Source organism: Parazoarcus communis (assembly GCF_003111665.1).
Classification (GTDB): domain Bacteria; phylum Pseudomonadota; class Gammaproteobacteria; order Burkholderiales; family Rhodocyclaceae; genus Parazoarcus; species Parazoarcus communis_B.
In genome coordinates, this window is sequence record NZ_CP022188.1 from 4,702,853 (window position 1) to 4,724,062 (window position 21,210).

General features: G+C 63.6%; 16 protein-coding genes. 8 read left to right on the forward strand and 8 right to left on the reverse strand.

From position 1 onward, the window contains the following. Positions 1-16: 16 nt before the first annotated feature. Both CEW87_RS21400 and CEW87_RS22530 read right to left on the reverse strand, forming a co-directional pair. The gene (locus tag CEW87_RS21400) at positions 17-1,333 is read right to left on the reverse strand and encodes an HD domain-containing phosphohydrolase (RefSeq protein ID WP_108976284.1); all 1,317 of its coding nucleotides are present in this window, start codon (positions 1,331-1,333) and stop codon (positions 17-19) included. After that, positions 1,330-2,700 (reverse strand): sensor histidine kinase, encoded by a 1,371-nt coding sequence (locus tag CEW87_RS22530; protein ID WP_159098233.1) that lies wholly within the window; start codon positions 2,698-2,700, stop codon positions 1,330-1,332. The genes CEW87_RS21400 and CEW87_RS22530 overlap by 4 nt, the downstream gene beginning before the upstream one ends. 98 nt (positions 2,701-2,798) lie before the next feature. Between CEW87_RS22530 and CEW87_RS21415 the strand changes: the two genes are divergently transcribed. Then, positions 2,799-4,190, forward strand: a complete 1,392-nt coding sequence (locus tag CEW87_RS21415) for an HD-GYP domain-containing protein (protein WP_159098234.1) — start codon at positions 2,799-2,801, stop codon at positions 4,188-4,190. A gap of 30 nt (positions 4,191-4,220) precedes the next feature. Here the strand turns inward: CEW87_RS21415 and CEW87_RS21420 are convergent, their stop codons facing one another. Next, positions 4,221-4,886, reverse strand: a complete 666-nt coding sequence (locus CEW87_RS21420; protein WP_108977462.1) for an N-acetylmuramoyl-L-alanine amidase family protein — start codon at positions 4,884-4,886, stop codon at positions 4,221-4,223. Positions 4,887-5,153: 267 nt separating this feature from the next. Here CEW87_RS21420 and CEW87_RS21425 point away from each other — a divergent pair, with 267 nt between their 5' ends. The 6 genes from CEW87_RS21425 (at position 5,154) to CEW87_RS21450 (ending at position 12,842) form a co-directional block, all read left to right on the forward strand. Then, entirely contained in the window at positions 5,154-6,527 is a 1,374-nt protein-coding gene (locus tag CEW87_RS21425; protein ID WP_108976288.1) for an 8-oxoguanine deaminase, read from the forward strand. Positions 6,528-6,661: 134 nt separating this feature from the next. Continuing rightward, positions 6,662-8,467, forward strand: coding sequence for an SLC13 family permease (locus CEW87_RS21430; protein WP_108976290.1), 1,806 nt, complete (start codon positions 6,662-6,664; stop codon positions 8,465-8,467). 421 nt (positions 8,468-8,888) lie between these two features. After that, positions 8,889-10,559, forward strand: coding sequence for a hypothetical protein (locus CEW87_RS21435; RefSeq protein ID WP_108976292.1), 1,671 nt, complete (start codon positions 8,889-8,891; stop codon positions 10,557-10,559). Between the two features lie 72 nt (positions 10,560-10,631). Continuing rightward, positions 10,632-11,006: a hypothetical protein gene (locus tag CEW87_RS21440; protein ID WP_234421610.1), complete on the forward strand. Its 375-nt coding sequence runs from the start codon at positions 10,632-10,634 to the stop codon at positions 11,004-11,006. 12 nt (positions 11,007-11,018) lie between these two features. Then, positions 11,019-11,720 carry a C39 family peptidase gene (locus CEW87_RS21445; protein WP_108976296.1) on the forward strand — a complete coding sequence of 234 codons (702 nt, stop codon included), beginning with the start codon at positions 11,019-11,021 and terminating at the stop codon, positions 11,718-11,720. Positions 11,721-11,732: 12 nt separating this feature from the next. Then, a complete protein-coding gene (locus CEW87_RS21450; protein ID WP_159098235.1) occupies positions 11,733-12,842 on the forward strand; it encodes a hypothetical protein in 1,110 nt (369 codons plus the stop codon). A 69-nt stretch (positions 12,843-12,911) separates the two neighbouring features. Here CEW87_RS21450 and CEW87_RS21455 read toward each other — a convergent pair whose 3' ends face one another. Next, on the reverse strand, positions 12,912-14,210 hold the full coding sequence (locus tag CEW87_RS21455) for an acetate kinase (protein ID WP_108976300.1): 1,299 nt from the start codon (positions 14,208-14,210) through the stop codon (positions 12,912-12,914). A 43-nt stretch (positions 14,211-14,253) separates the two neighbouring features. Further along, positions 14,254-15,579: a sigma-54 dependent transcriptional regulator gene (locus tag CEW87_RS21460; protein ID WP_108976302.1), complete on the reverse strand. Its 1,326-nt coding sequence runs from the start codon at positions 15,577-15,579 to the stop codon at positions 14,254-14,256. 983 nt (positions 15,580-16,562) lie between these two features. Here CEW87_RS21460 and CEW87_RS21465 point away from each other — a divergent pair. Continuing rightward, positions 16,563-18,599: an autotransporter domain-containing protein gene (locus CEW87_RS21465; protein WP_108976304.1), complete on the forward strand. Its 2,037-nt coding sequence runs from the start codon at positions 16,563-16,565 to the stop codon at positions 18,597-18,599. Positions 18,600-18,703: 104 nt separating this feature from the next. Here the strand turns inward: CEW87_RS21465 and CEW87_RS22640 are convergent, their stop codons facing one another. From CEW87_RS22640 to CEW87_RS21475, 3 genes are read right to left on the reverse strand one after another with little or no spacing between them, the layout of a single operon-like run. Then, complete coding sequence (locus tag CEW87_RS22640; RefSeq protein WP_199917086.1) at positions 18,704-18,871, reverse strand: hypothetical protein; 168 nt, start codon at positions 18,869-18,871, stop codon at positions 18,704-18,706. Positions 18,872-18,881: 10 nt separating this feature from the next. Continuing rightward, complete coding sequence (locus tag CEW87_RS21470) at positions 18,882-20,057, reverse strand: YeeE/YedE family protein (RefSeq protein ID WP_108976306.1); 1,176 nt, start codon at positions 20,055-20,057, stop codon at positions 18,882-18,884. A 13-nt stretch (positions 20,058-20,070) separates the two neighbouring features. Then, complete coding sequence (locus CEW87_RS21475; protein ID WP_108976308.1) at positions 20,071-21,063, reverse strand: sulfurtransferase; 993 nt, start codon at positions 21,061-21,063, stop codon at positions 20,071-20,073. Between the last annotated feature and the right edge of the window lie 147 nt (positions 21,064-21,210).

Here is a 21,210-nt window from a genome sequence, read left to right on the forward strand (position 1 = left end):
CCCGATTGATAGGTGACTAGGCAACAGAGACGATGACGGCTCGCCCCTCCGTGCGCTCGAGGCGCAGCAATTGCTCGATGATTGCGTCATCGACGACGAATCCCTTGCTCAGCAGCAGGTAGCCGTCTGCGTGGATCAGGTCTCTGGCCAGCACCATGCCGGCCTTGAGCATTGCGGGGCGCAGCCGCTGCTCGCTGTTCGCGCGTTCGGTCTTCAGGGACACGCCGACGCTGACGAAGGCATCGACCACGGAAGGGTCGTAGCGCTTGCCGCGGTTGGCGACGATGAAATCGAGAGCGTCCTTGGGGCTGAGTGTGCGCCCGACCATGGTGCCGAGCTGCAGTGAATCGAAGGCGTTTGCCACCGCGAGGATGCGTGCGAGGCGCGGAATCGCCAGGCCGGCACTGCCATCGGGGTAGCCGGTGCCGTCGAAGTGTTCATGATGGGCGCGAACGATGGCAGCGGCTTCGCGCAGCGGCGAGATGCCCATCAGCAGGGTTTCAGCGCGGGCCGGATGCGTCATGACCACGCTGCGCTCTTCAGCATGCAGCGTGCTGTAGGACTTGGCGAGGAGCTCGTCGGGCAGGCCGATCTTGCCCATGTCGTGCAGCATGGACGCGAGCACCAGGGTTTGCTGCTCGGCATCGCTCACGCCCAGCTTGCGTGCGATGTTGCGCGCGAGATCGGCAACGCGCCGCCCGTGCCCCTTGAGAATCGGACTGCGGGACTCGATCAGCTCGCAGAACACCCGCACCGTGCTGGTGTAGGACTGACGCAGGTCCCGGTGCGCCTTGTCGGTGGCGGCGAGCGCTTCGCTCAGCTCCTTGGTGCGGGCCTGGACCCGCGCCTCAAGCTCGGCGTTGAAGTGCCGCAGCTGCTCGTTCTGCTCGGCGATGGTCTGCGTCATGCGCTCGTTTTCGAGCTTGAGATACTTGCGCTCAAGCGCATCGCGCACCAGCAGCTTGAGGTCGTCGTCTTCCCACGGCTTGGATACGTAACGGTAGATCTGGCCGCGGTTGATGGCTTCGATCGTCGAGCTCATGTCTGCGTAGCCGGTGAGCAGGATGCGCACGGTATCGGGCCAGCGTTCGCAGGCAGTGGCCAGCAACTGCGCACCGGTCATGCCCGGCATGCGCATGTCCGACAGGATGAGATCGATCGGTTCGGCGGCAAGCAGCTGGAGCGCTTCGTCGCCGCTCTCCGCGGTGAGCACCCGGTAGCCCTGGGGCCGGAACAGCCGGCGCAGGCTGGACAGGATGTTGGCCTCGTCGTCCACCAGCAGCAGGGTGGGCGGCTGAGGCGTATCGACTGCGGGGGCGGGCGTCGTGGTCATGTGTTGTTCCCGGTGTCGGCGGGCTTGAGGGTGTCGGGTGCAGATTCAGGTTGCGGGGCCGACGGCTGCAGTTCCGATAGTGGCAGCTCGATGGTGAAGGTGCTGCCCTGCCCCGGCACGCTGGTGGCAAAGAGCCTGCCGTGGTGCTGACGGATGATGTCCTGCGCCAGCGACAGCCCGAGTCCGGTGCCCTTGCCTGCGCCCTTGGTGGTGAAGAAGGGGGCAAAGATGCGATTGAGGATGTCAGGCGGAATGCCGCTGCCGGTGTCGGTGATGCGGATGAGCACCTTGTCGCCCTCGACCGCCGTCACGACGGTGATCGTGCCCTGGTGCTCGATGGCCTGCGCCGCGTTGGCGAGCAGGTTGAGGAACACCTGGTTGATCATCGAGGGCACGCACCAGACTTCGGGCAGCTCGCCGTATTCACGGATGACCTCGGCCTTGTGCTTGATCTCGTAGCGCAGGATGTTGATGGTGGAGTCGAGCCCGCGATGAAGATCAGCAAACTGCCACTCCTGCTCGCCCACACGCGAGAAATCCTTGAGGTCGCGAACGATGCGCTGCACGCGGTCGAGCCCGTCGCGGCTCTCGGCGAACAGCGCCGGGAGGTCTTCGCGCAGGTAATCGATGTCGGCCGCGACATACTGCGCCTCGGCCGCCGCCAGCGCCTGCGCCGGGTCGTCCGACGCGGCCGCGGCATGGTAGGCCGCGATCAGCCCGAGCATGTCGCCGACGTTGCGTTCGAGGGTGCCAAAGTTGGTACTGACGAAGCCGATGGGCGTTTTCAGTTCATGCGCTACGCCTGCGGCGAGTTGGCCGATGGCGGCGAGCTTTTCCGACTGTACGAGCTGAACCTGGGCGCCTTCGAGCTGCTGGTTGAGGTGAACGGTTTCGGCGAGCTGTGCCTTCAGGACCGCTTCGTCCTGGCGCCACTGGCTGATGTCGCGCACCGTGCCCAAGATGCGGGCCGGCTGGCCGTCTGCACTGCGCTCGACGAGTTGTCCGCGAACCTGCATCCAGCGGTATTCGTAGTCGGGGTCGCGCATGCGCAGGTCGCAGCAGAATGGCGCAGCTTCGTTGGCGAAATGCGCGCTCAGATGCTGACGCAGGCGGCCGATGTCATCCGGATGAACATGGTTGACGAAAGCTTCGCTATCATCGCCAAAACCGCCATCGTCATAACCAAGCAGGGCGTTGAAACGGGGGCCATAGAACACCTTGCCGTCCTCGATGTTCCAGTCCCACACACCATCGCCGCCGCACTCGAGCGCAAGTTGCCAGCATGCCCCTGAACCATCGGGGCCGGACGCAGACCAGCGCGATGGCAAGGGTGGCGAGAAAAACCGCGGTGGCGCGGATGCGGCCATTATTCGTGTTTCCGCTTGATGGACATCAGGCGAGGATATCGGCAGCGCAGGCTAAAATCCAGATATATGGCATCGCCCGGGACCAAGGAGCAGCAAGCGTGTTCAACAAACTGATGAGTTCGGCAGGTGATGAGCAGGGCGTCGCCATCGACCCCGCACGCCTGTGTCCGGGTCTGTTTGTCCGCCTCGACCTGGGCTGGATGGCGCACGACTTCATGTTCAACCAGTTCCGGATCACCTCCGCGACGCAGGTGCGCGAACTGCAGGCACTGGGGCTGACCACCATTACGTATTACCCGGCGCGAAGCACGGCGCGGCCACTGGATCTTGAGGGCGGTGTGCCGTCCGGGGCGGCGGACGCAGGCGCGGGGGCGGCGGGGGAAGGCATTTCTCACGCGGAGGGCGCGGAGAACTCGGAGGAAGGCGCGGGGGCTGGGGAGGTTCTGTCTCCCGTGGAGGATGGCTCGGGAGAGGCGGAAGACCCGGCTGCGCCGCGCGTGAGTGAGAAGGAGGTGCAGGCGCAGCGACTGGCGGCTCGGCGGGCGGAGATTGCGCAGTGCGAGCGGCGCTATGCGGCGGCTGCGGCGGGGGTGAAGTCGGTGATGCGGGACGTCTTCCCGGCCGGCGACAAGGCGGTGAGCACCGCGCGCAAGCTGGTGGGCGATACGGTGGATGGGCTCGCCGAGGCGGGCGAGATCGTGATCCACCTGATGAACGAGAAGCTGGCCGACGAAACTGCGTATTTCCATGTGCTCAACGTGATGGTGCTGTCCATCCTGCTGGGGCGCGAGCTCAAGCTGCCGCCGGAAATTCTGCGGGTGCTCGGCGAGGCGGCGCTGTTTCACGACATCGGCAAGCTGAAGGTGCCCGAAACCGTGCTGCGCAATGACAAGCGCAACCGCCACGAAGAAGACTTTTTCCGCCTGCACACCACTTATGGACGCGAGATTGCGCGCGAACTCGGCGGCCTCGCCGCTGCGGCCTGCGACGTGATCGAGCATCACCACGAACGGATGGACGGCAAAGGCTACCCCAAGGGGCTGAGCGGGCAGCACGTGCCGCTGCTGGCGCGACTGGTGGGCATCACCAACCATTACGACAACCTGTGCAATCCGCTGAGCCTCGATGCGGCCATGACGCCAGCCGAGGCGCTGACCCACATGTTCCGCAACGAGAGCGAAGCCTGGGACAAGGCCATGCTGCAGGCTTTCATCCGCCTGCTCGGGGTGTATCCGCCGGGGTCGCTGGTGCAGCTGTCGAACGGAAACATTGCGCTGGTGGTGGCTGTGAACCACGCCGACCTGCTGCGCCCCTCAGTGATGGTGTTCGACCCCTCGACACCGCGCGAGGACGCGCTGGTGGTGGACCTGATCGAACATGCGGATGTGGAGATCGACGTGGTGCTCAACCCGCGCGAGCTCGATCGCGCCGCACTCGCCTATCTGTCACCACGGCGCAAGATGAGTTACTACCACAGCAAACGCACGTAGCAGGCGCCCGCCGGGCAGCGAGGCCTGGCGCTACCTGGCGGGGTCGCCGTTGCGCAGGCAGGCGGCGATGGCAGTGGCAATGCCGTCGGCCATGCGCGCCTGTCGCACGGGGTCGCGCAACAGCAGTTCTTCATCCCGATGCTTGATCACGCCCGCCTCGAACAGCAGCGCGGGCATGGTGGCGTGGCGCAGGACGGCGAGACCATCGTAGTAATGCACCGCATGCGTGGCATCGGCGTAGGGGCGACGACGCGCGTTCTTGTGCGTGGGGACGAAACCCAGCCGCTGCAGCCGCGCCCCTGCCACGCGCGCGCACAGCAGGCTGCGCGGCAGGTCGGGATTCTCGCGCGAGACGAACAGCGAGTGACCGGCGAATTCGTCGTTGAAGTCGAGCGCCAGATCGTTCCACGTCCACGGCCGCAGCTCGTGCGCGGACACCGAATCGTGATGGATGGAGATGAACAGCTCGGCACCTTCGGCCGCAGCCTGCGCAGGCCGGGCACGCAGGCTGGGGATCTCGCCGTCTGCATTGATGACCCGCACCGTCAGCCCGCGCTCGCGCAGCGCGCTCACCAGCTGCCAGGCCAGATCGCGATTGAACTCGAACTCGCTGCGCCCCCGCGCACTGGTCGCCCCGCTCGCCGCGAGCGTGTGGCCGATATCGACCGCAACGGTCTGCGCCTGCGCCCCTGCCATGAACAGCGCAAAGATCAGACCGGCACGGAAAGACGTCTGGAGCAAAATGAAAACCTCGGTACGTGAAAGGCCGCAGTGTGTAACGCCAGCATCGTATACGCCATCCACGATAATCCTTATGCGCAGCCGCCGCGAAGCCCGCACCAATTGTTGCGACGCAGCGCCCAACGCGGTAAAAAAGCAATCAAACAATCAAAGGGGTCAGAGTCGTTTGAAATTTCAAACGACTCTGACCCCTTTGATTGCAAACCGATATGGAGCCCTGCCATGAGCCGTAGCCTGCTGATTCGAAACGCCCTCCTCCTTGCCACCATGGACGATCAGCGTCGCGAGATCGGGAATGGCTGGGTGCTGATTCGTGGCAACCGGATCGAGGCGCTGGGCGAAGCCGCGGACGCGCCCGACACCGCGGACGAGATCATCGACGCCAGCGGTTGCGTGGTGACGCCGGGCCTGGTGAACACGCACCATCACATGTACCAGACCCTGACCCGTGCAGTGCCCGGTGCGCAGGATTGCGAACTATTCGGCTGGCTCAAGCGCCTGTACCCGATCTGGGCGAGGCTCACCCCGGCGATGATCCGGGTATCGACGCAGACGGCGATGACCGAGCTGATCATGTCCGGGTGCACGACCGCGTCGGACCACCTCTACATCTATCCGAACGGTTGCACGCTGGACGACTCGATCGAGGCCGCTGCGGAGATCGGCATGCGCTTTCATGCGTGCCGGGGTTCGATGAGTGTGGGTGAATCCAAGGGCGGCCTGCCGCCCGACCGCGTGGTGGAGCACGAATCCGCCATCCTGAAGGACTCCCAGCGTCTGATCGAAGCGTGGCACGACCCCGCAGACGGGGCCATGCTCAAGATCGCGCTGGCGCCATGTTCGCCGTTTTCGGTGTCGCAGGATCTGATGCGCGAATCCGCGGTCATGGCCCGCCACTACGGTGTTGGCCTGCACACCCACTTGGCCGAGACCGTGGGCGACGTGGCCTACAGCCGCGAGCGATTCGGCCGCACCCCCGCACAGTACGCCGAAGACCTGGGCTGGACCGGCGAAGGCGTGTGGCATGCGCACTGTGTGTGCCTGGACGACCACGGCATCGACCTCTTCGCCCGCACCCGCACCGGGGTGGCGCACTGCCCCTCGTCCAACATGCGCCTGGGCTCCGGCATCGCTCCCATCCGCAAGATGATCGACGCCGGCGTGCCCGTGGGCCTGGGGGTGGATGGCTCGGCCTCGAACGACGCTGGCCATCTGCTGCTGGAAGCACGCATGGCGATGCTGCTGGCCAGGGTGCGCGACACCGGCGACGGCAGCGGCGACCCCGCCGCACTGAGCGCGCGCCAGGCGCTGGAGGTTGCCACCCGCGGCGGTGCTGCAGCCCTCGGACGCCGAGACATCGGCCACCTCGCCCCCGGCATGTGTGCCGACCTCGCGATCTTCGACGTCGGCGGCATCGCCCACGCCGGCGCCCTGCACGACCCGCTTGCCGCCCTGCTTTTCGCCGCGCCTGCCGGCGTCCGGCACAGCATCATCAACGGCCGCCAGGTCGTGCGCGACGGCGAATTGCTGACCGTCGATACTCAGCGCCTGACCGAAATGCACAACCGCATGGCCCGGGTGCTGCTCGAAGGCTAGGCGGGCCGACCGACGCCACGCCGAGATCGATAGCCCCTGCAGGCATATAAACTAAACTTTTTATTCTTTTGAAGTCTTTCCGCAGTGCGGTAATTTAGCGCGATCAGAAATCCGTCGCGCAGAAGAACCGCACCATGCAGGTCCCCGAGACTTACCACGCCCTGATTGTCGGCCTCGTGCTGATCGCCCTGTTTGCCTGCTTCGCGCGCGAGTGGCTCAAGCCCGACGTGGCGGTGATGGGCGCGGTGGCCTTGCTGATGGCGATCGGGCTGCTCGACCCCAAGCAGGTACTCGGCGTGTTCAGCAACAGCGCCCCGATCACGATTGCCTGCCTGTTCATCATCAGCGGTGCGCTGAGCAAGACCGGCTGCGTGGACCGCATGGGTGAGTGGATCGGCTCGATGGCGGGAAACAGCGAGCGCCGTCTGCTGCTGGCGATGATCGCAGTGGGGCTGTTCGTGTCGCCCTTCATCAACAACACGCCGGTGGTGATGGTGATGATTCCGGCGGTGATCGCAATGGGCAGCCGTTACGGTGTGGCGCCATCCCGCCTGCTGATTCCGCTCTCGTACGCAACGATTCTGGGCGGCATGATCACCATGGTGGGCACCTCGACCAACATCCTGGTCGACGGTGTGGCGCGCAGCCACGGGCTGGCGCCCTTCCGCATGTTCGAGATCAGCCCGGCGGCAATCATGCTGGCGCTGCTCGGCTGTGCCTTCATGCTGTGGTTCGCCCCGCGCCTGCTGCCGGTTCGCGAAACCCTGACGCAGCAGTTTACCGGCAGCGGCGACCGCCTGTTCATGACCGAACTCTTCGTACCCGAAGGCTCGCGCCTGGCCGGACGTACGCTCAAGGATGCGCGCCTGTCGAACGGCGTGATCAAGGTGCTAAACCTGTTTCGCGGCGACGAAGAGATCTCGTCGCCCTCGCCCGACACCACGCTGATGGTGGGCGACCGCGTCGTGGTTCACAGCCGCAGCAGCGCGATGATGGACCTGCGCAGCAGCACCGACCTGATCGGCCTGCAGGCACAGGGCGCCGACCCGCACGACCTCGAGACCCTGCGCCGGCGCGGGGTGGTGATGGTGGAGGCGATCGTGGGCCAGACCTCGCGCTATGTGCTGCGCCCGATTCGCGACCTCGACCTGGCCGCACGCTACGGCATTCACCTGATCGCCGTGCATCGCAAGAACGCCTCGATTGCCGACATTGGCGACGACTTCCAGCTGCAGTTCGGCGACGTGCTGCTGGTGGAAGGCACGCCGGCCCAGATCAAGCGCTTCTGCGAGAACGGCGACCTGTTCGCGATTACCGACGGCAAGGCGCCGGTCAACAACCACCGCAAGGCGCCGATCGCGCTCGCCACCATCGTCGGCGTGATGGCGCTTGCCGCCTTCAACGTGATGCCGATCGAAGGCCTGGCCATCATCGGTGCGGTGATCGTGGTGGCCACCGGCTGTCTGCGCGCGGACGAGGCCTACAAGTCGATCGAATGGCCGATTCTTGTGCTGATCTTCGGCATGCTGGCGATGAGCATTGCCATGCGCGATTCCGGGCTGGACAAGCTGCTCGCCGGCGGCCTGGTCAATATCGGCGGCGACCTGCCGCCGTGGATGATGCTGTCGCTGGTGATCCTGATCACCTCGATCGCGACCGAGTTCATCAGCAACAACGCGGTGGCGGTGCTGTTTACACCAATCGTGATCGGCATCGCGGAGCATATCGGCGTCGATCCGCGGCCCTTCGTGGTGGGCGTGATGTTTGCAGCCAGCGCGAGCTTTGCCACCCCCATCGGCTACCAGACCAACACCCTCGTGTATAACGCCGGCAACTATCGCTTCACCGACTTCGCCCGGCTCGGGGTGCCGCTCAACCTCATCGTGTGGATCAGTGCAACGGTGCTGATTCCGATCTTCTGGCCGCTGGCACGGGTCTGAACCAGCGCTTCCCGACACCCTGACATACGGCAGGGGCACCCTTCCCGTGCCCGTGCCGCCGTGTGCCTTACACTTCGCCCGCATCCCGCCCTGCGCGGGGGCCTGCGCCGCAGCCGCGCTCCGCTCCCGCCGCGGAACCGTATCACCTCTGATACACATCCGGTTTCAAAGCCGCGTTCGCCGCTCGTACGGGCCTCAGGCCGCGTTTGAATGCCGTGGGAATGCAAATCACGGCCCCGCGCCCCCTGAGTCTGTAACAGACCTGTACAGATCGCACCTCTCCACACCACGCCGCTCATCGGCGTTTTCATGAAAACTCCATATACCTCAGCCACTTGACGAGCATGGCACGAGAGCTGCTGTTGATGAACCCGAGGTGGGACCTCTTGCCCCGCCCTCAAACGGTTCAGAGGAGGAAATCATGAAACTCAGTCTGCTCTCAGGTGCAATCGCACTGGCGTTCGGATTTGCCACGCAGGCCATGGCCAATCCGACCAACACGGTCGCTGAAGCAACAGACTCAAATTCGCAGACGGCTACGGCAACGTCGACACAAGGCGGCACCGGCCCACAAGCGAACGAGTATGCAACGGCGAAATGGGACAGCAGCACGTTCACGGACAGCAGTAACAACTCCGATAACAGCAACAACTCGGACAACAGCAATAACTCCGACAACAGCGATAACGCCAACAACAGCACCAATGGCATGGCGATGGCCAAGGACTACGGCAATGCGGCCGCGGTCAATGGCGCGACAGCCTCTTCGGCGATGACCGACTCGTTCAATACGACGAAGGCAATCGCGATGACCAGGCTCGACGGCATGGTCACCAAGATCCAGGTTCATGGCTTGGGCAACCACGCAATGAACATGGGTAGCGTCAATGGCGGCGACGGCGGCAAGGCATACGGCGGCGACGGTGGCAGCGCGACCGGCGGCAATGCCAAGGGTGCCAACGGTGCCGATGGCGGCAAGGCCTACGGTGGCAATGGCGGTGATGGCGCCTCTGGCGGCAGTGCAACGGCGGGCAACGCCGACACCGGCTACGTGAAAGGCGGCAGCGGTGGCAACGGCGGCCTGGCGAAGAACGCCACGGGCGGCGACGGCGGCGAAGCCTCGGCAACGACCGGCAACGCACGCGCAAACGACTCCGCGACGGGTGGCAACGCCATGGGCAAGGTCGGTGGCGCGATGGCATCCGGTGGCAAGGCCTACTCGACCGACAGCGCCTCTTCGGGCAGCGCATCGGGTAGCGGCGGCAACGGCATGGCATCCGACAAGGGCTATGCAGGCGGCGCAATGGCCAGCAGCAAGGCCGGCGGCAGCGGCGCCGATTCGGGCTCTGCTGATGCAGGAAGCTCCTGGGCCAAGGCTGCCGATGGCACTGCGCGGACACGTGGCGAGGGCAACGACCCGGCTGACGTAGCCAACCGTGCCACCTCGACCAGCGGTGCTGGCGGCACGACCGGCGCAGCGACCTCGACCGGCGGTACGTCCGGCGCGTCGACCGCGAGCGGCGGTACCACCACGCAAACCGCAACGGCCACGGCTGGTGCAGGTACGGCGACCGGTGGCGCAGCCACGTCCGGCGGCGCAACGGCCACGGCTGGCGCAGCAACCGCGACGGCCGGCACCAACACCTCGACCGGCGGTGCTGCAAGCTCGAGCGCCACGGCGACCTCGGGTAACAGTTCGGCCAACGGTGGCGCAGGCGGAATGGCCTCCAACACCGGCGGTGCTGGCGGTGACGGCGGTGCAGCCACCAGTGGCAGCGCGAATGGCGGTGCAGCAACCGGTGGTGCTGGCGGTGCTGGCGGCTCCGGCCAGGGCGGTAGCGGTGGTGCTGGCGGTGCTGGCGGCACGGTGACCGCAGGTGCGGCAACCGGTGGTGCTGGCCAGGGCGGTAACGGCGGCGCTGGCGGTGCTGGCGGTGCTGTGACGGTGGATGCGGGACACTTCAACATGTCCAACGCCATCAGCGGCAGCTTCACCAATGGTGCTGGCATCATCCTCAATTCCCAGAACACCGGGATTGGTTCGCTGGTGCAGCAGAGTGCCAACGTCCAGGCCAACCTGACCCTCAGGTAAGCCTGAAAACGATGCCGGGTGGCTCGTCCAGCACCCGGCATCCATGCACGATTGCGGTATAGGAGGCTGACCATGAGACCCCATCTGTCCATGATCGCCCTGGGCATTGCACTGGCTGTGACATGCAGCTCGCCTGCCTCGGTGCACGCGGAGGTATTCGTTCCGACCGTCACCGACGAGGCGCGCAACGATTCGATCGATCTTGGAAGCGCCCCCCTTGACGAGAGCGTGCTGGACAACCAGCGGGGCGGCTCGGATCTGCATCTGAGCGAGATTCGCGCCGTTGGCAACGTCAGCGAGGTGGAATCGCACAACGTCATCACCGGCCACAACATTGTTTCGGACGGTGCGCTTGCAGGCGCATCCGGCATGCCGATGTTCATTCAGAACAGCGGTAACGGCGTGCTGATCCAGAATGCAGTCATCCTCAATGTCGAGGTGAAGTAAAGGAGCATGACGATGAAACGCATCGTGCTCCGTTCAGGCCTTTTGATCGTCGTGGCGATAGTGCAATCACTTGCCGCCACGACGGCCTTCTCCGACCAGCTGAGATTTCACGCTCCGATGGGCGGGCAGCTGACGGTGCCCACCGTCAGCCTGAAGGAAGCACGTTTTCTGTCGACCCTGCGCCAGCAGTACGACTTCAGTTGCGGCTCGGCGGCGGTCGCCACCCTCCTCACCCACCACTACGATCAAACGGTTGGCGAATCCAAAGTGTTCGAGGTCATGTACGAACACGGCAACCAGGAGAAGATCCGGCGTGAGGGGTTTTCGATGCTTGACATGAAGCGCTACCTCGACCATCTCGGCTATCGCGCCGAGGGCGTGGAAGCGTCGCTCGATCAACTGGCGTCGGCCTCCGTGCCCGCCATCGCACTGATACAGGAGAACGGCTACGCACACTTCGTTGTCATCAAGGGCGTGCGCGACGGCAAGGTGCTTCTGGGCGACCCGGCGCTCGGCACGCGCGTGATGAAGCGCCAGGCATTCGAGAAAATATGGGTCAACAGCATCCTGCTGGTTGCGCGTAACCGTGTCGGCATGGCCCGCTTCAACGACGAATCCGACTGGCGCGTCCTGCCAAACGCGCCGATTGCACGCGGTCTGGACCGCAATATGGCAGACGTGCAGTTGCTTCGTCGCGGCCCCTGGGATTACTGAGGACACCGCGCCATGAAGAATTCAATGAACGGACGCACCTCGGCCCTGATCACGACGGTCGCCACGCTCACTGCCTTGTGCGCAAGCCTTGCACAGGCGCTGGGCGAGGAAGAAGAGCTTTCTTCGGTAATGGCCGGCGACGGCGTCACCAGCATCATGGACGTGACGAGCGTTGCCACGCGACAGGGCTTTCATCCGGCAAACTGCAGCAGGCACGAAGTTCCGCCCGCAGAATTGCTGGCGCTGGCCGACTGGCCGCTGGACGATACCCCCACCTGCACCCAGGGCCGCGCCGTTGCGCGCGCTGCGCCTGTCGTGGAGGCGACCATCCGCCCCATCCGGGCGATGGCAGAGGTCGTTGAAGCGAGCATCCTCACACCGCGTGAGGTGCTCGACCGCTACGGCGATACACCGGGCACGCTGGCCACGACAGCACCCGACACCGGAAAGCTGAGCGCCCGGGGTGAGCTTAACGGCAACGACGGCAACATCGGCGCGGCTGTCACGGCCGCACCGGCAAGCCTTGCATCCGCCGCAGCTCCCGCTCCCGCTCGTGCCCAGGCGCCGGCCCCTGTCGCCGTTGCATCGGCCGTAATGGACCAGACCGCCGGCGAGCTGCCGGTCGCGATCCCGCCGCTGGCTAAGGCGGACAAGGCCGAACGCGAGATCTACCGGCCCCTGCCCTCGACGCTGATGCTGCGCAGGGCGATACGGCTTGCCGAGGCTCCCGCCGTAGCCGAATCCGAACTCGACGCGCTGCGGGGCGGCTTCGAGACGCCATCGGGGCTAAGGGTGTCCTTCGGCATCGAGCGCGCGGTGTACGTGAATGGCGTGCTGAGCAGTGTGACCAGCGTCAATCTTGCCGATCTGGGCAACATGAACGGCCGCGGGCTGCCCGAAGGCAGCACCCTGGCAGTGATCCAGAACGGCCCGAACAACGCCTTCATCTCCAGCGGTCTGAACAACAACGCGCTGGCGACGGTGATCCAGAACTCGCTCGACAATCAGAATATCCGCGCCGTGACCACGATCAATGCGTCGGTCAATAGCGTGGAGATGCTGCGCAGCGCGCACATGAACACTTCGATGCGGGATGTGATGGTGCAGTCGCTGTTGCGCTGAGGGCGTTCAGCACAGGGCCATCAAAAAAGGACAGGCAGTGCCTGTCCTTATTCTTGTGGCGGGTGATGCCTAGAGCGTGATCGGCATGCGCAGCGTGAGCTGCAGATCGGGGGTGTCGTTGGTGACCCCGACGCCAAGCGAAAGGTTGACGGTATTGCCCGAGTTCAGGCGGTGAGAGTAGCCCAGCAGCAGGGTGCCGAGCTGCACACGGACCGAGCCCGGCGCGGTGCTGCCATTGATCTTGACCTTGCCGACCGACTGATGGTCGTAGCCGATGCTGAAGGACGAACGGTCGTTGAGAGCGAGCCCCATGCCGAAGTTGAAGCCGATCACCCCGCCCGGCGCGACCTCCCCAATCAGGATGTCGCCGCCGTCGGTGTTTGCCTTCACGTTGCTGCGCTTGAAGCTGTGCTGATAGCTGATGCCGCCGAAGAACACTGCGGGGTCAGAGGGAATCAGCACCGTCAGCCCCGGTGTGATGGTGTAGAAGCCCGAGCCGGTGGGCAGCTCGCTTTGCAGGCCGGTGCCGCGCCCGCCCGGCAGCGTGTAGTTGGTCTTGACCTCGAAGGGGTCCTTGCCGGTGCGCGTCTTGAAGCGCAGCGAGGCGATGTAGTACGGGCTGTCGCCACCGCCATCGTTGAGCTGGTAGCGGCCAGTCAGCTCGACGTCGCCGACGCCGCTGCCATCGGCGTCGAACACGCTGTCGACCGCGGTGCCGGACGCGATCTCGCGGCTGATGCTGGTGTCGGAGCGATAGACCCAGGGCACCTTGGCCTCGAGCTCGAAGCGATTGGTGATCCCGCGCCGGACGGTGAGCGCGGCGGTGAAGGTGTTGCGCTTGACCTCGCGCACGTCGATCAGGCCGATGAGGATGGCAGGAATCACCGTGTAGCCAACCAGCGCGATGCGGTTGCTGGACGAGTAGGCATACTGCAGCGAAGGCTCAAGCACCCACTTGCCGGGCGCTGTGAGTACGCCTGGAGTCTCGAAGATCGGCGCGATTTCGCGCGACCGCGTGTCGCGCGCCGGGTCAGGCGCCTGCCCCACGGGCTGCTGCCCACCGCGCTGGGCCATGGTCACCGGCACGTTGGCATCGGCAGCAGGCACGGTGTCCGGCCCACGCCCGCGAACGTCTTCAAAACCGAGCGATCGGCGCAACTCGGACAGCGCGGCTTCCTGGCGGGCAAGATTGGCCTTGAGGGTGTCGATCTGCGCGTTCTGCTCGGTGATCTGCTGCTTCATCCGCAGCATGTCGGCGCCCCCTGCCTCCGTATCCGCCGCCGCGCCCAGTCCCGGCAGTGCTAACAGCATGATGCCTGCGAAGCCCTGCCCCAGGGCCAGTGCAATCCGTGTCGGCTTATTCTTCATGGTCTCCTCCCAGCAAAGTCGCGGTGCCCGTCACCGCCATCGGCTACACGATAATTTTCAGTCGATCGATCATCCGGTAGAGCGTGACGCGCGAAACCCCTAGTTGCCGGGCGGTCGCGGACACATTGTTCTGGTAGCGCTTGAGACTGGACTCGATCATTTCGCGCTCGACCGTGTTCCGCACCTCGTCCAGCGTCGGCACCGGCGCCTCGGCTGCAGTGAGTCCGAGATCTGCGGCATTGATGAAGCGGTTCTCGCTCATGATCATGGCGTGCTGCACGCGATTGATGAGCTCTCTCACGTTGCCCGGCCAGTCGTAGGCAGCCATCGCATGAATGGCTTCGGCGCTGAAGCCCCTGACCTGGTGGCTGCGCAAGTCCTGGTTGCGGTCATAGATGACCTGGGCAAGCAGTTCGATGTCGTCCTTGCGCTCGCGCAACGCCGGTACCACCAGGTGCAGGACGTTGAGGCGATAGAACAGGTCCTCGCGGAAACGGCCTTCGGCCACCGCCCGGTCGAGATCGACATGGGTCGCGGCAATCACGCGCACGTTCATCTTCAGGCGTTCGGTGCCGCCGACGCGCACGATGGTTTTTTCCTGCAGGAAGCGCAGCAGGCTGGCCTGCAGGTCGAGCGGGAGGTCGCCGATCTCGTCGAGGAAGAGCACGCCTCCGTTGGCGGCCTCGATGGTGCCGATCTTGCGCTGATGCGCGCCGGTGAAGGCCCCGCGCTCGTAGCCGAACAGTTCGGAGTGAATCAGGGACGCAGGAATCCCGCCGCAATTCATCGCGACGAAGGGTTTGGAGGCGCGCGCCGAATGCCGATGAATGGCCGACGCAACCAGCTCCTTTCCGGTACCGGACTCCCCTCCGATCAGCACTGGCGCATCGACAGCGACGATCTTGTCGATCTGCCGGTAGAGCTTGAGCATCTTGGCGCTGCGCCCGGTCATGCCGAAGCGACCTTCGTCATCCTGCTGCGGCGCGACCTTTTCAAACAGGCTGGCCTTGCCGTGGGCATGGCCGAGCGTCATCCGCAGGCGATCGTGCTCGAGTGGAAGCGAGTGGAAATCGTAGAAATTGCGCCGGAGCAGCGGGGCAAGCACCTCGCTGTCGAGCAGGCTGCGATCGAGAACCGCAATCCACTCGACGTCGTAGCGTGACAACAGCCCCTCAAGCTCGCGCAAAGGCCAGGAGTCCGCCGCGTCGAATGCAACCAGACCGACTGAAAATTCGCCGCCCGTCAATAACTCGCGGGCACACGCCAGGGTTGGCGCAACTTCAAACGACCATCCCGACAACTGCAAACCATCAAGGGCCGCGCTTACCAAACCAGCACGATCCAGCAACAACCCTTTGCGTCGAGCCATAGGCCTCTGCCCCAGATCAGCTACGTTCTGCGGGAAGACAGTCAGGTGTGCACATCAAGAACGCCCGCTGTCGCAAATACGGCATTCCCGTATCGGACAACGAGTAAAACCCTCCTCTGTCTCCATCCAGCACCGGCGCTCAAGGTTCTTTTGTGGTCTTTTCTGCCGATGTCTGCGTTTACTTATAGCACCCCGATATTGCGCGCATCAACGTGATTGTGTCGAACCGGAAACGCTCATCTCAAATTGAGACAAAGGCATGCAAAACAATACTTTAATCACGTAATCGAACTACGAATTTTCGGTATTGACAATTCCGTAGAATGTCTTTTCAGCGCATTTTTAAGAAATGTCAAGGACCCTCTTGTCACACAAACAAGGCTTTAATGAATCATCAAAAACAGATTAAAAAAATGCATCAGCCGCTTTAAGTAACAAAAAAATGCGGATACGACGTCCGCCGTACCCGCTTTTTCTTCAGCGCCCCGGGCACTGCCCGCTCGACACGGCTTACCCCCCTGCCTGGCGCAATGGATAGAGACTCCACCCATGCGCCGCCAGCACCCATCGTATCCAGCGCCACAAGCGCGAGCACGGCAAGCCAGAACACCGCCGCAGCGGTCCATTGCCGAAGATCACACCTGAAGGTCAAAGTGGCTGCGATGAAAACTGCACCAAGCCCTCAATGCCGCTTGCAGTTTCCGTGACTGAGCTCGACAACGCCGACACTCACGTCAGGCTTTCTCTCTGCTCGACATACCCCGCAAGGTGTACCAGCCAACCCCCATCACACCCGCCCCACCGCGCTGAACTGTTCAGCCATGCGCTCGAACTTAAGAAACTTCATGCAATTTCGATGCTTTCTGTTCATATTTTTGGATACAAACAACACTTTTATAGCTTTGAATGTTTTATTTACCCCATGCGGGTAACTAAAACGATACATTTTGTTTCCCATGTCATTTTATATACATCCATAATCCATGCCGCATACCATCAATCCCCGCACAAACACGTTTAAACGTGTTTTCATGCGTAGAACGCTAATCGCATCAGCAATCAGCATCGCATTCACCGCCGGGCCTGCGGCAGCCCAACAATCTGTCACAACTGCATCATTTGATACGCTCGCGGAAGGCACCGGATACTTCGCCGAGGCGATCAGCGCTGACGGGAATGTCATCGTCGGCACCGTGTCAGAACAGGGATTTCTTTGGACGACCACCGACGGGTTGTCCACCTTCGCGGGGATTCCGGGCAATGCCAGTTTCACGCCAAAGGACGTGAGCGCCAACGGCAACTACGTTGCCGGCACACTGAGATCAAATGAGACCTATAGGGCAGTACGCTGGAATGCGGAGTCCGGATTATTTTATGACATTCCCTTCGTGTCCGGTCAGCTACACTCGTGGGCAAATGCCGTCAGCGCTGACGGCAGCGTAGTGGTCGGTTCGTCAACCAAACTGAACTTTAGCGATAAAATTGCATACCGTTGGACCGCTGCGGACGGAACGATCAGCCTCGGCACACTGAGCGGATACGACTACTCCGAGGCAAACGATGTAAGTGCAAACGGTAGCGTCGTCGTCGGGTCAGCGTGGGAGTCAGGCAGCAGCAACATAAGGCAGGCCTTCCGCTGGACCTCAGCAACCGGCATGGAAAGCCTGGGCAATAGCACCCGCTCCATCGCCTTGGCGGTCAGCGATGACGGATCGGTTATCGTCGGCCTCGCAGGGGAGATGCTCTCGTCGATCGCGTTCCGCTGGACACAGGCATCCGGGATGACCTTGCTTGGCACCCTTGCTGGCGGCACTGACTCGGAAGCCTATGACATCAGTGGCGACGGCAAGGTGATCGTCGGTTGGTCCTTGAGCGGCTCAGATGACCGCGGATTCCGCTGGACTGAAGTCACCGGCATGCAGAGTGTCGAAGACTGGCTTCGCAGTCACGGCGCCGTCATTGCCGAAGACATGACGGAATCCGCGGACGCGACCAACGCTGACGGTTCAGTTGTGGTGGGCGTGCTGAGCAATGGTCGGACTTACATTGCAAGAGTCTCGTCGGCCGGTACGGGCCTCATCACGCGAGAAGATGTTGCGCAGAGCCTGGGCAGCGTTGCGGCCGGTAGCAGCATGGCGATGAACTCAATCAGCACCGTCATCAACGGCGCCAACAGCCGTCCCTTGGCGCGCCGGGTAGCAAATGGCCAGAAGGCGTTCTGGGTCGCAGGGGACTGGGGGCGTGACGATCACGGCAACCGCAGCGGCGACTTGGGACTGACCGAAATTGGTGGAGGCATGAATTTCGGTGTTGCCCAACTGAACATGGCCGTTGGCCACACTTGGTCCGCGCAAGAACTGGACCTGAATGGCAAGGCGAACGTGGAGGGCTCGTACCTCAGCGTGTTCGGCTTGATTCCGCTCGGCGCCAACGACGACGGTGGTTTGTGGGCAACCATTGGTGCTTATGGTCACTGGGGGAACGCAGACCTGCGCCGAGGTTACGTTGTTAACGGTACGAGCCTTGAGTCGTCCAAGGGTAGCCCCGACGTAACAACCTGGGCCGTCCGCGCCCGTCTTGACTGGGAAAATGCCTTCTCCGCAGGCAATGCGCGGTTTTCGCCTTATGCAGATCTCAGCTATGGCGAAGCACACCTTGATGGCTACACCGAGACCGGCGGTGGCTTCCCCGCACGTTTCGACAGCCGCACCGAGCGCAATACTGAACTGCGTATTGGCGTAAACGCCGCAGTGCCGGTCGCCTCCGGTGCAGTAAAGCTGCTCGGCCAGCTCGAAGCTGCGCACCGCATGGAGAAAAACGGCTCCCGCACCTCTGGTGAGCTGATCGGACTTTTCAGTTTCGATGAGTCCGGACAGGACTTCGATCAAGACTGGATCCGTGCCGGTGTCGGTATCGAAGGCAAGCTTGGCGCAGGCAAGGCCTCGTTGATGCTGAACGGGACGACCAAGGGCGAAGCCCTGAGCACCTGGCTCGCCGCATCCTATCAGGTTGCCTTCTAAGTAACAGCCAGCGCTGTTTGTGTATCAAAGTATCAAAGGGGTCAGAGTCGTTTGAAAGTTTCAAACGACTCTGACCCCTTTGATTTTCAGCCGGGCTGTTTTGCTTAACGTCCCGAGCAGTGCCCGCCCGATGCGGCCTGCCCGCTACCGAGCGCAATCGGTGGCGGTTCGACGCGTATGCCGCCAGCGCTCATCGTATCCAGCGCCACAAGTGCGAGCACGGCGAGCCAGAACACCGCGGTGCCGGCACGAAAGAGTTTTCTGCTGTCCATGTCCGTCTCCTCAGCCCGCGACGCGCTTGCGGATGCGCACGCCCAGAATCGAGCCTGCGAAAGCCAGCGCAAACCACACCCAGCCATGCACGCTGGCCGAGGCGATGCCGCCGAGATAGGCGCCAACGTTGCAGCCGAAGGCCATGCGCGAGCTGTAGCCCATCACCAGACCGGCGATGCAGGCGGCTAGCAGGCGCTTGCCCGAGGGCATGCTGAAGCTGGCAGGGCCATTCCAGCGCGATGCGGCCAGCGCACCGAAGATCAGGCCAAGGTTGGTGACCGAGGTCACGTCGGCCAGCACCGGCTCGGCCAGTCGCGCCGCATGCGGTGCGACACCCCAGAAGGGATCGCCAACCGGGCTCCAGCCAAACACGGAGAACAGCTTTGCGCCCCAGATGCCGATGCCGTAGACGATGCCCCAGGGTTGACCGGCCACCACCATGTGGATGAGGTAGAGCGCGGCAAGCAACACCGCACCGATCCACCACCGACGCGCCCAGCCACCCACGGCATTTGCGGACGATGGCGCCGGCGCGGCGACGAAGCTCGCTACCGCAGAGCGCGCAAGCTGCTGCACTTCAGCCGCCGGATTACCGTGCGCGGGACGACGGGCAGCCCGCCCGGCCAGCGCCGCAACCATGCCGCAGCCGATCACCGTGACCGCGAGCGCAGTCGGCCAGCCGTATTGCAGCAGGTCGATGGCCGGCAGCCCACCAAGCTCAATCCAGCCCGGCTGATGAGACGCACCGACAAAGCTGCCGATGGCGAAGGTGGGGAGCACGGCAAAGGACAGCGGCGCACCGGCGCCAGCCTTGTACAGCGTGCCAGACCCGCAGCCGTCAGCCAGCTGCATGGCTGCGCCGAACAGGAAGGCGCCCAGCACCAGGCTGATGGTGAGCGGTGCAACGGCTCCCACCAGCTCACCCCCGCTGCCCGCGATCAGCGGCAGCGTCAGCGCGGCCGCCAGCACCAGCAGCAACATCTGCGCCCACAGCCCCTGAGGGTTGCGGTGCTCGATGAAATCACGCCAGCCGGTAGTGAAACCGAAGCGCGCACCCTGCAGCACCGCGCCAAAGCCGATGCCAAGCAGGGTGAGCAGACCCTGACGGATGCCGGTGGCGAGCGTCACCGCCAGCACACCGCTGAGCCCGATCAGGACCAGTACAAAACGAGTAAACCAGCGCATTGCTCTGTCCGTATCAGTTGCTGAAGCTGCGCTTCACGTCCTGCACCAGCGCGGAGATGCGCGAGGGCTGGTTGTCCATCGGCAGTTCAGCCTTGCTCCATTCGACGATCGATTCCGGATAGAGCTTCACCTGCTTGTTGCCGGCGATCTCGGACATCACGAACCAGTTGGTCGCAGCCCAGTGCCCGGTGTTGCAGAAGGACACGGCAGGCGCATCGGCCGCACCGGAACGCTGAACCAGCGCCTTGAGCTCGCTGCCCGACTTCAGCGTGGTGCCGTCCTTGGGGAAGAACTGCGCATTGTCGAAGGACGACGCGCCCGGCAGCGTGCCGTAGCGAGCGGACGCATCGGCGCGCGCTTCGCCACCAAAGAACTTCTGCGGACGGGCGTCGACCAGCAGCGGTGCGGAGCCCGACTTGATCGCCGCAGCCAGCTCTTCGCGCGTCACGATCTGATCCTGATCGTAGCGATAGCTGAACTGGCTGGGGCTCACGGCCGCTGCAGCGGTTTCAAGCGCACCGCCGGCGGCCTTCCAGGCCTTGGTGCCACCGTCGAGAATGGACAGGCGAGTCAGGCCGCCGACTTTCAGCGTCCAGTACACACGCGCTGCTGCGCCGAAATCGGTGTGATCGGTGCCGCCGTGAACGACCACGACATGGGTGTCGGCACTCACGCCAGCGCTCTGCAGCAGGGTGCTGAGTGCTGCTTCGGTGGGCAACTGCCCAGGGTTTTCCTTCGGGCCACGGTACTTGCCGTAAGGCGTGTTCACCGCACCAGGGATGTGACCGCTGGCGTAGTCCTTGTCAGCACGGATGTCGAGCACACGCACACCGGGCTGGGCAACCAGGGCCTTGAGCTCGGCGGGCGTCAGCAGCGGCGAAGGCGCCGCAGCCACGCTCGGCGCAGCGACGTTTGCAGCGGGCGCAACCGGGTTGGCTGCGGCAGGGGCAACAACAAGCACGCTGCCGGTGGCAAGGGCGAGAGAAACAACAAGGGTTTTGAGCATGACGATATCGATCCATGAAAATCAGACGGAAAACGCGCCATGACGCAAGGCTAAAACAGCCTGCGTTTCGTGGCGCGTTTTTGATGAATGGATCTTACGAAAGACGAACGCGCAACAGAAGCACGTTCAGCTCAGTTGTATATAACC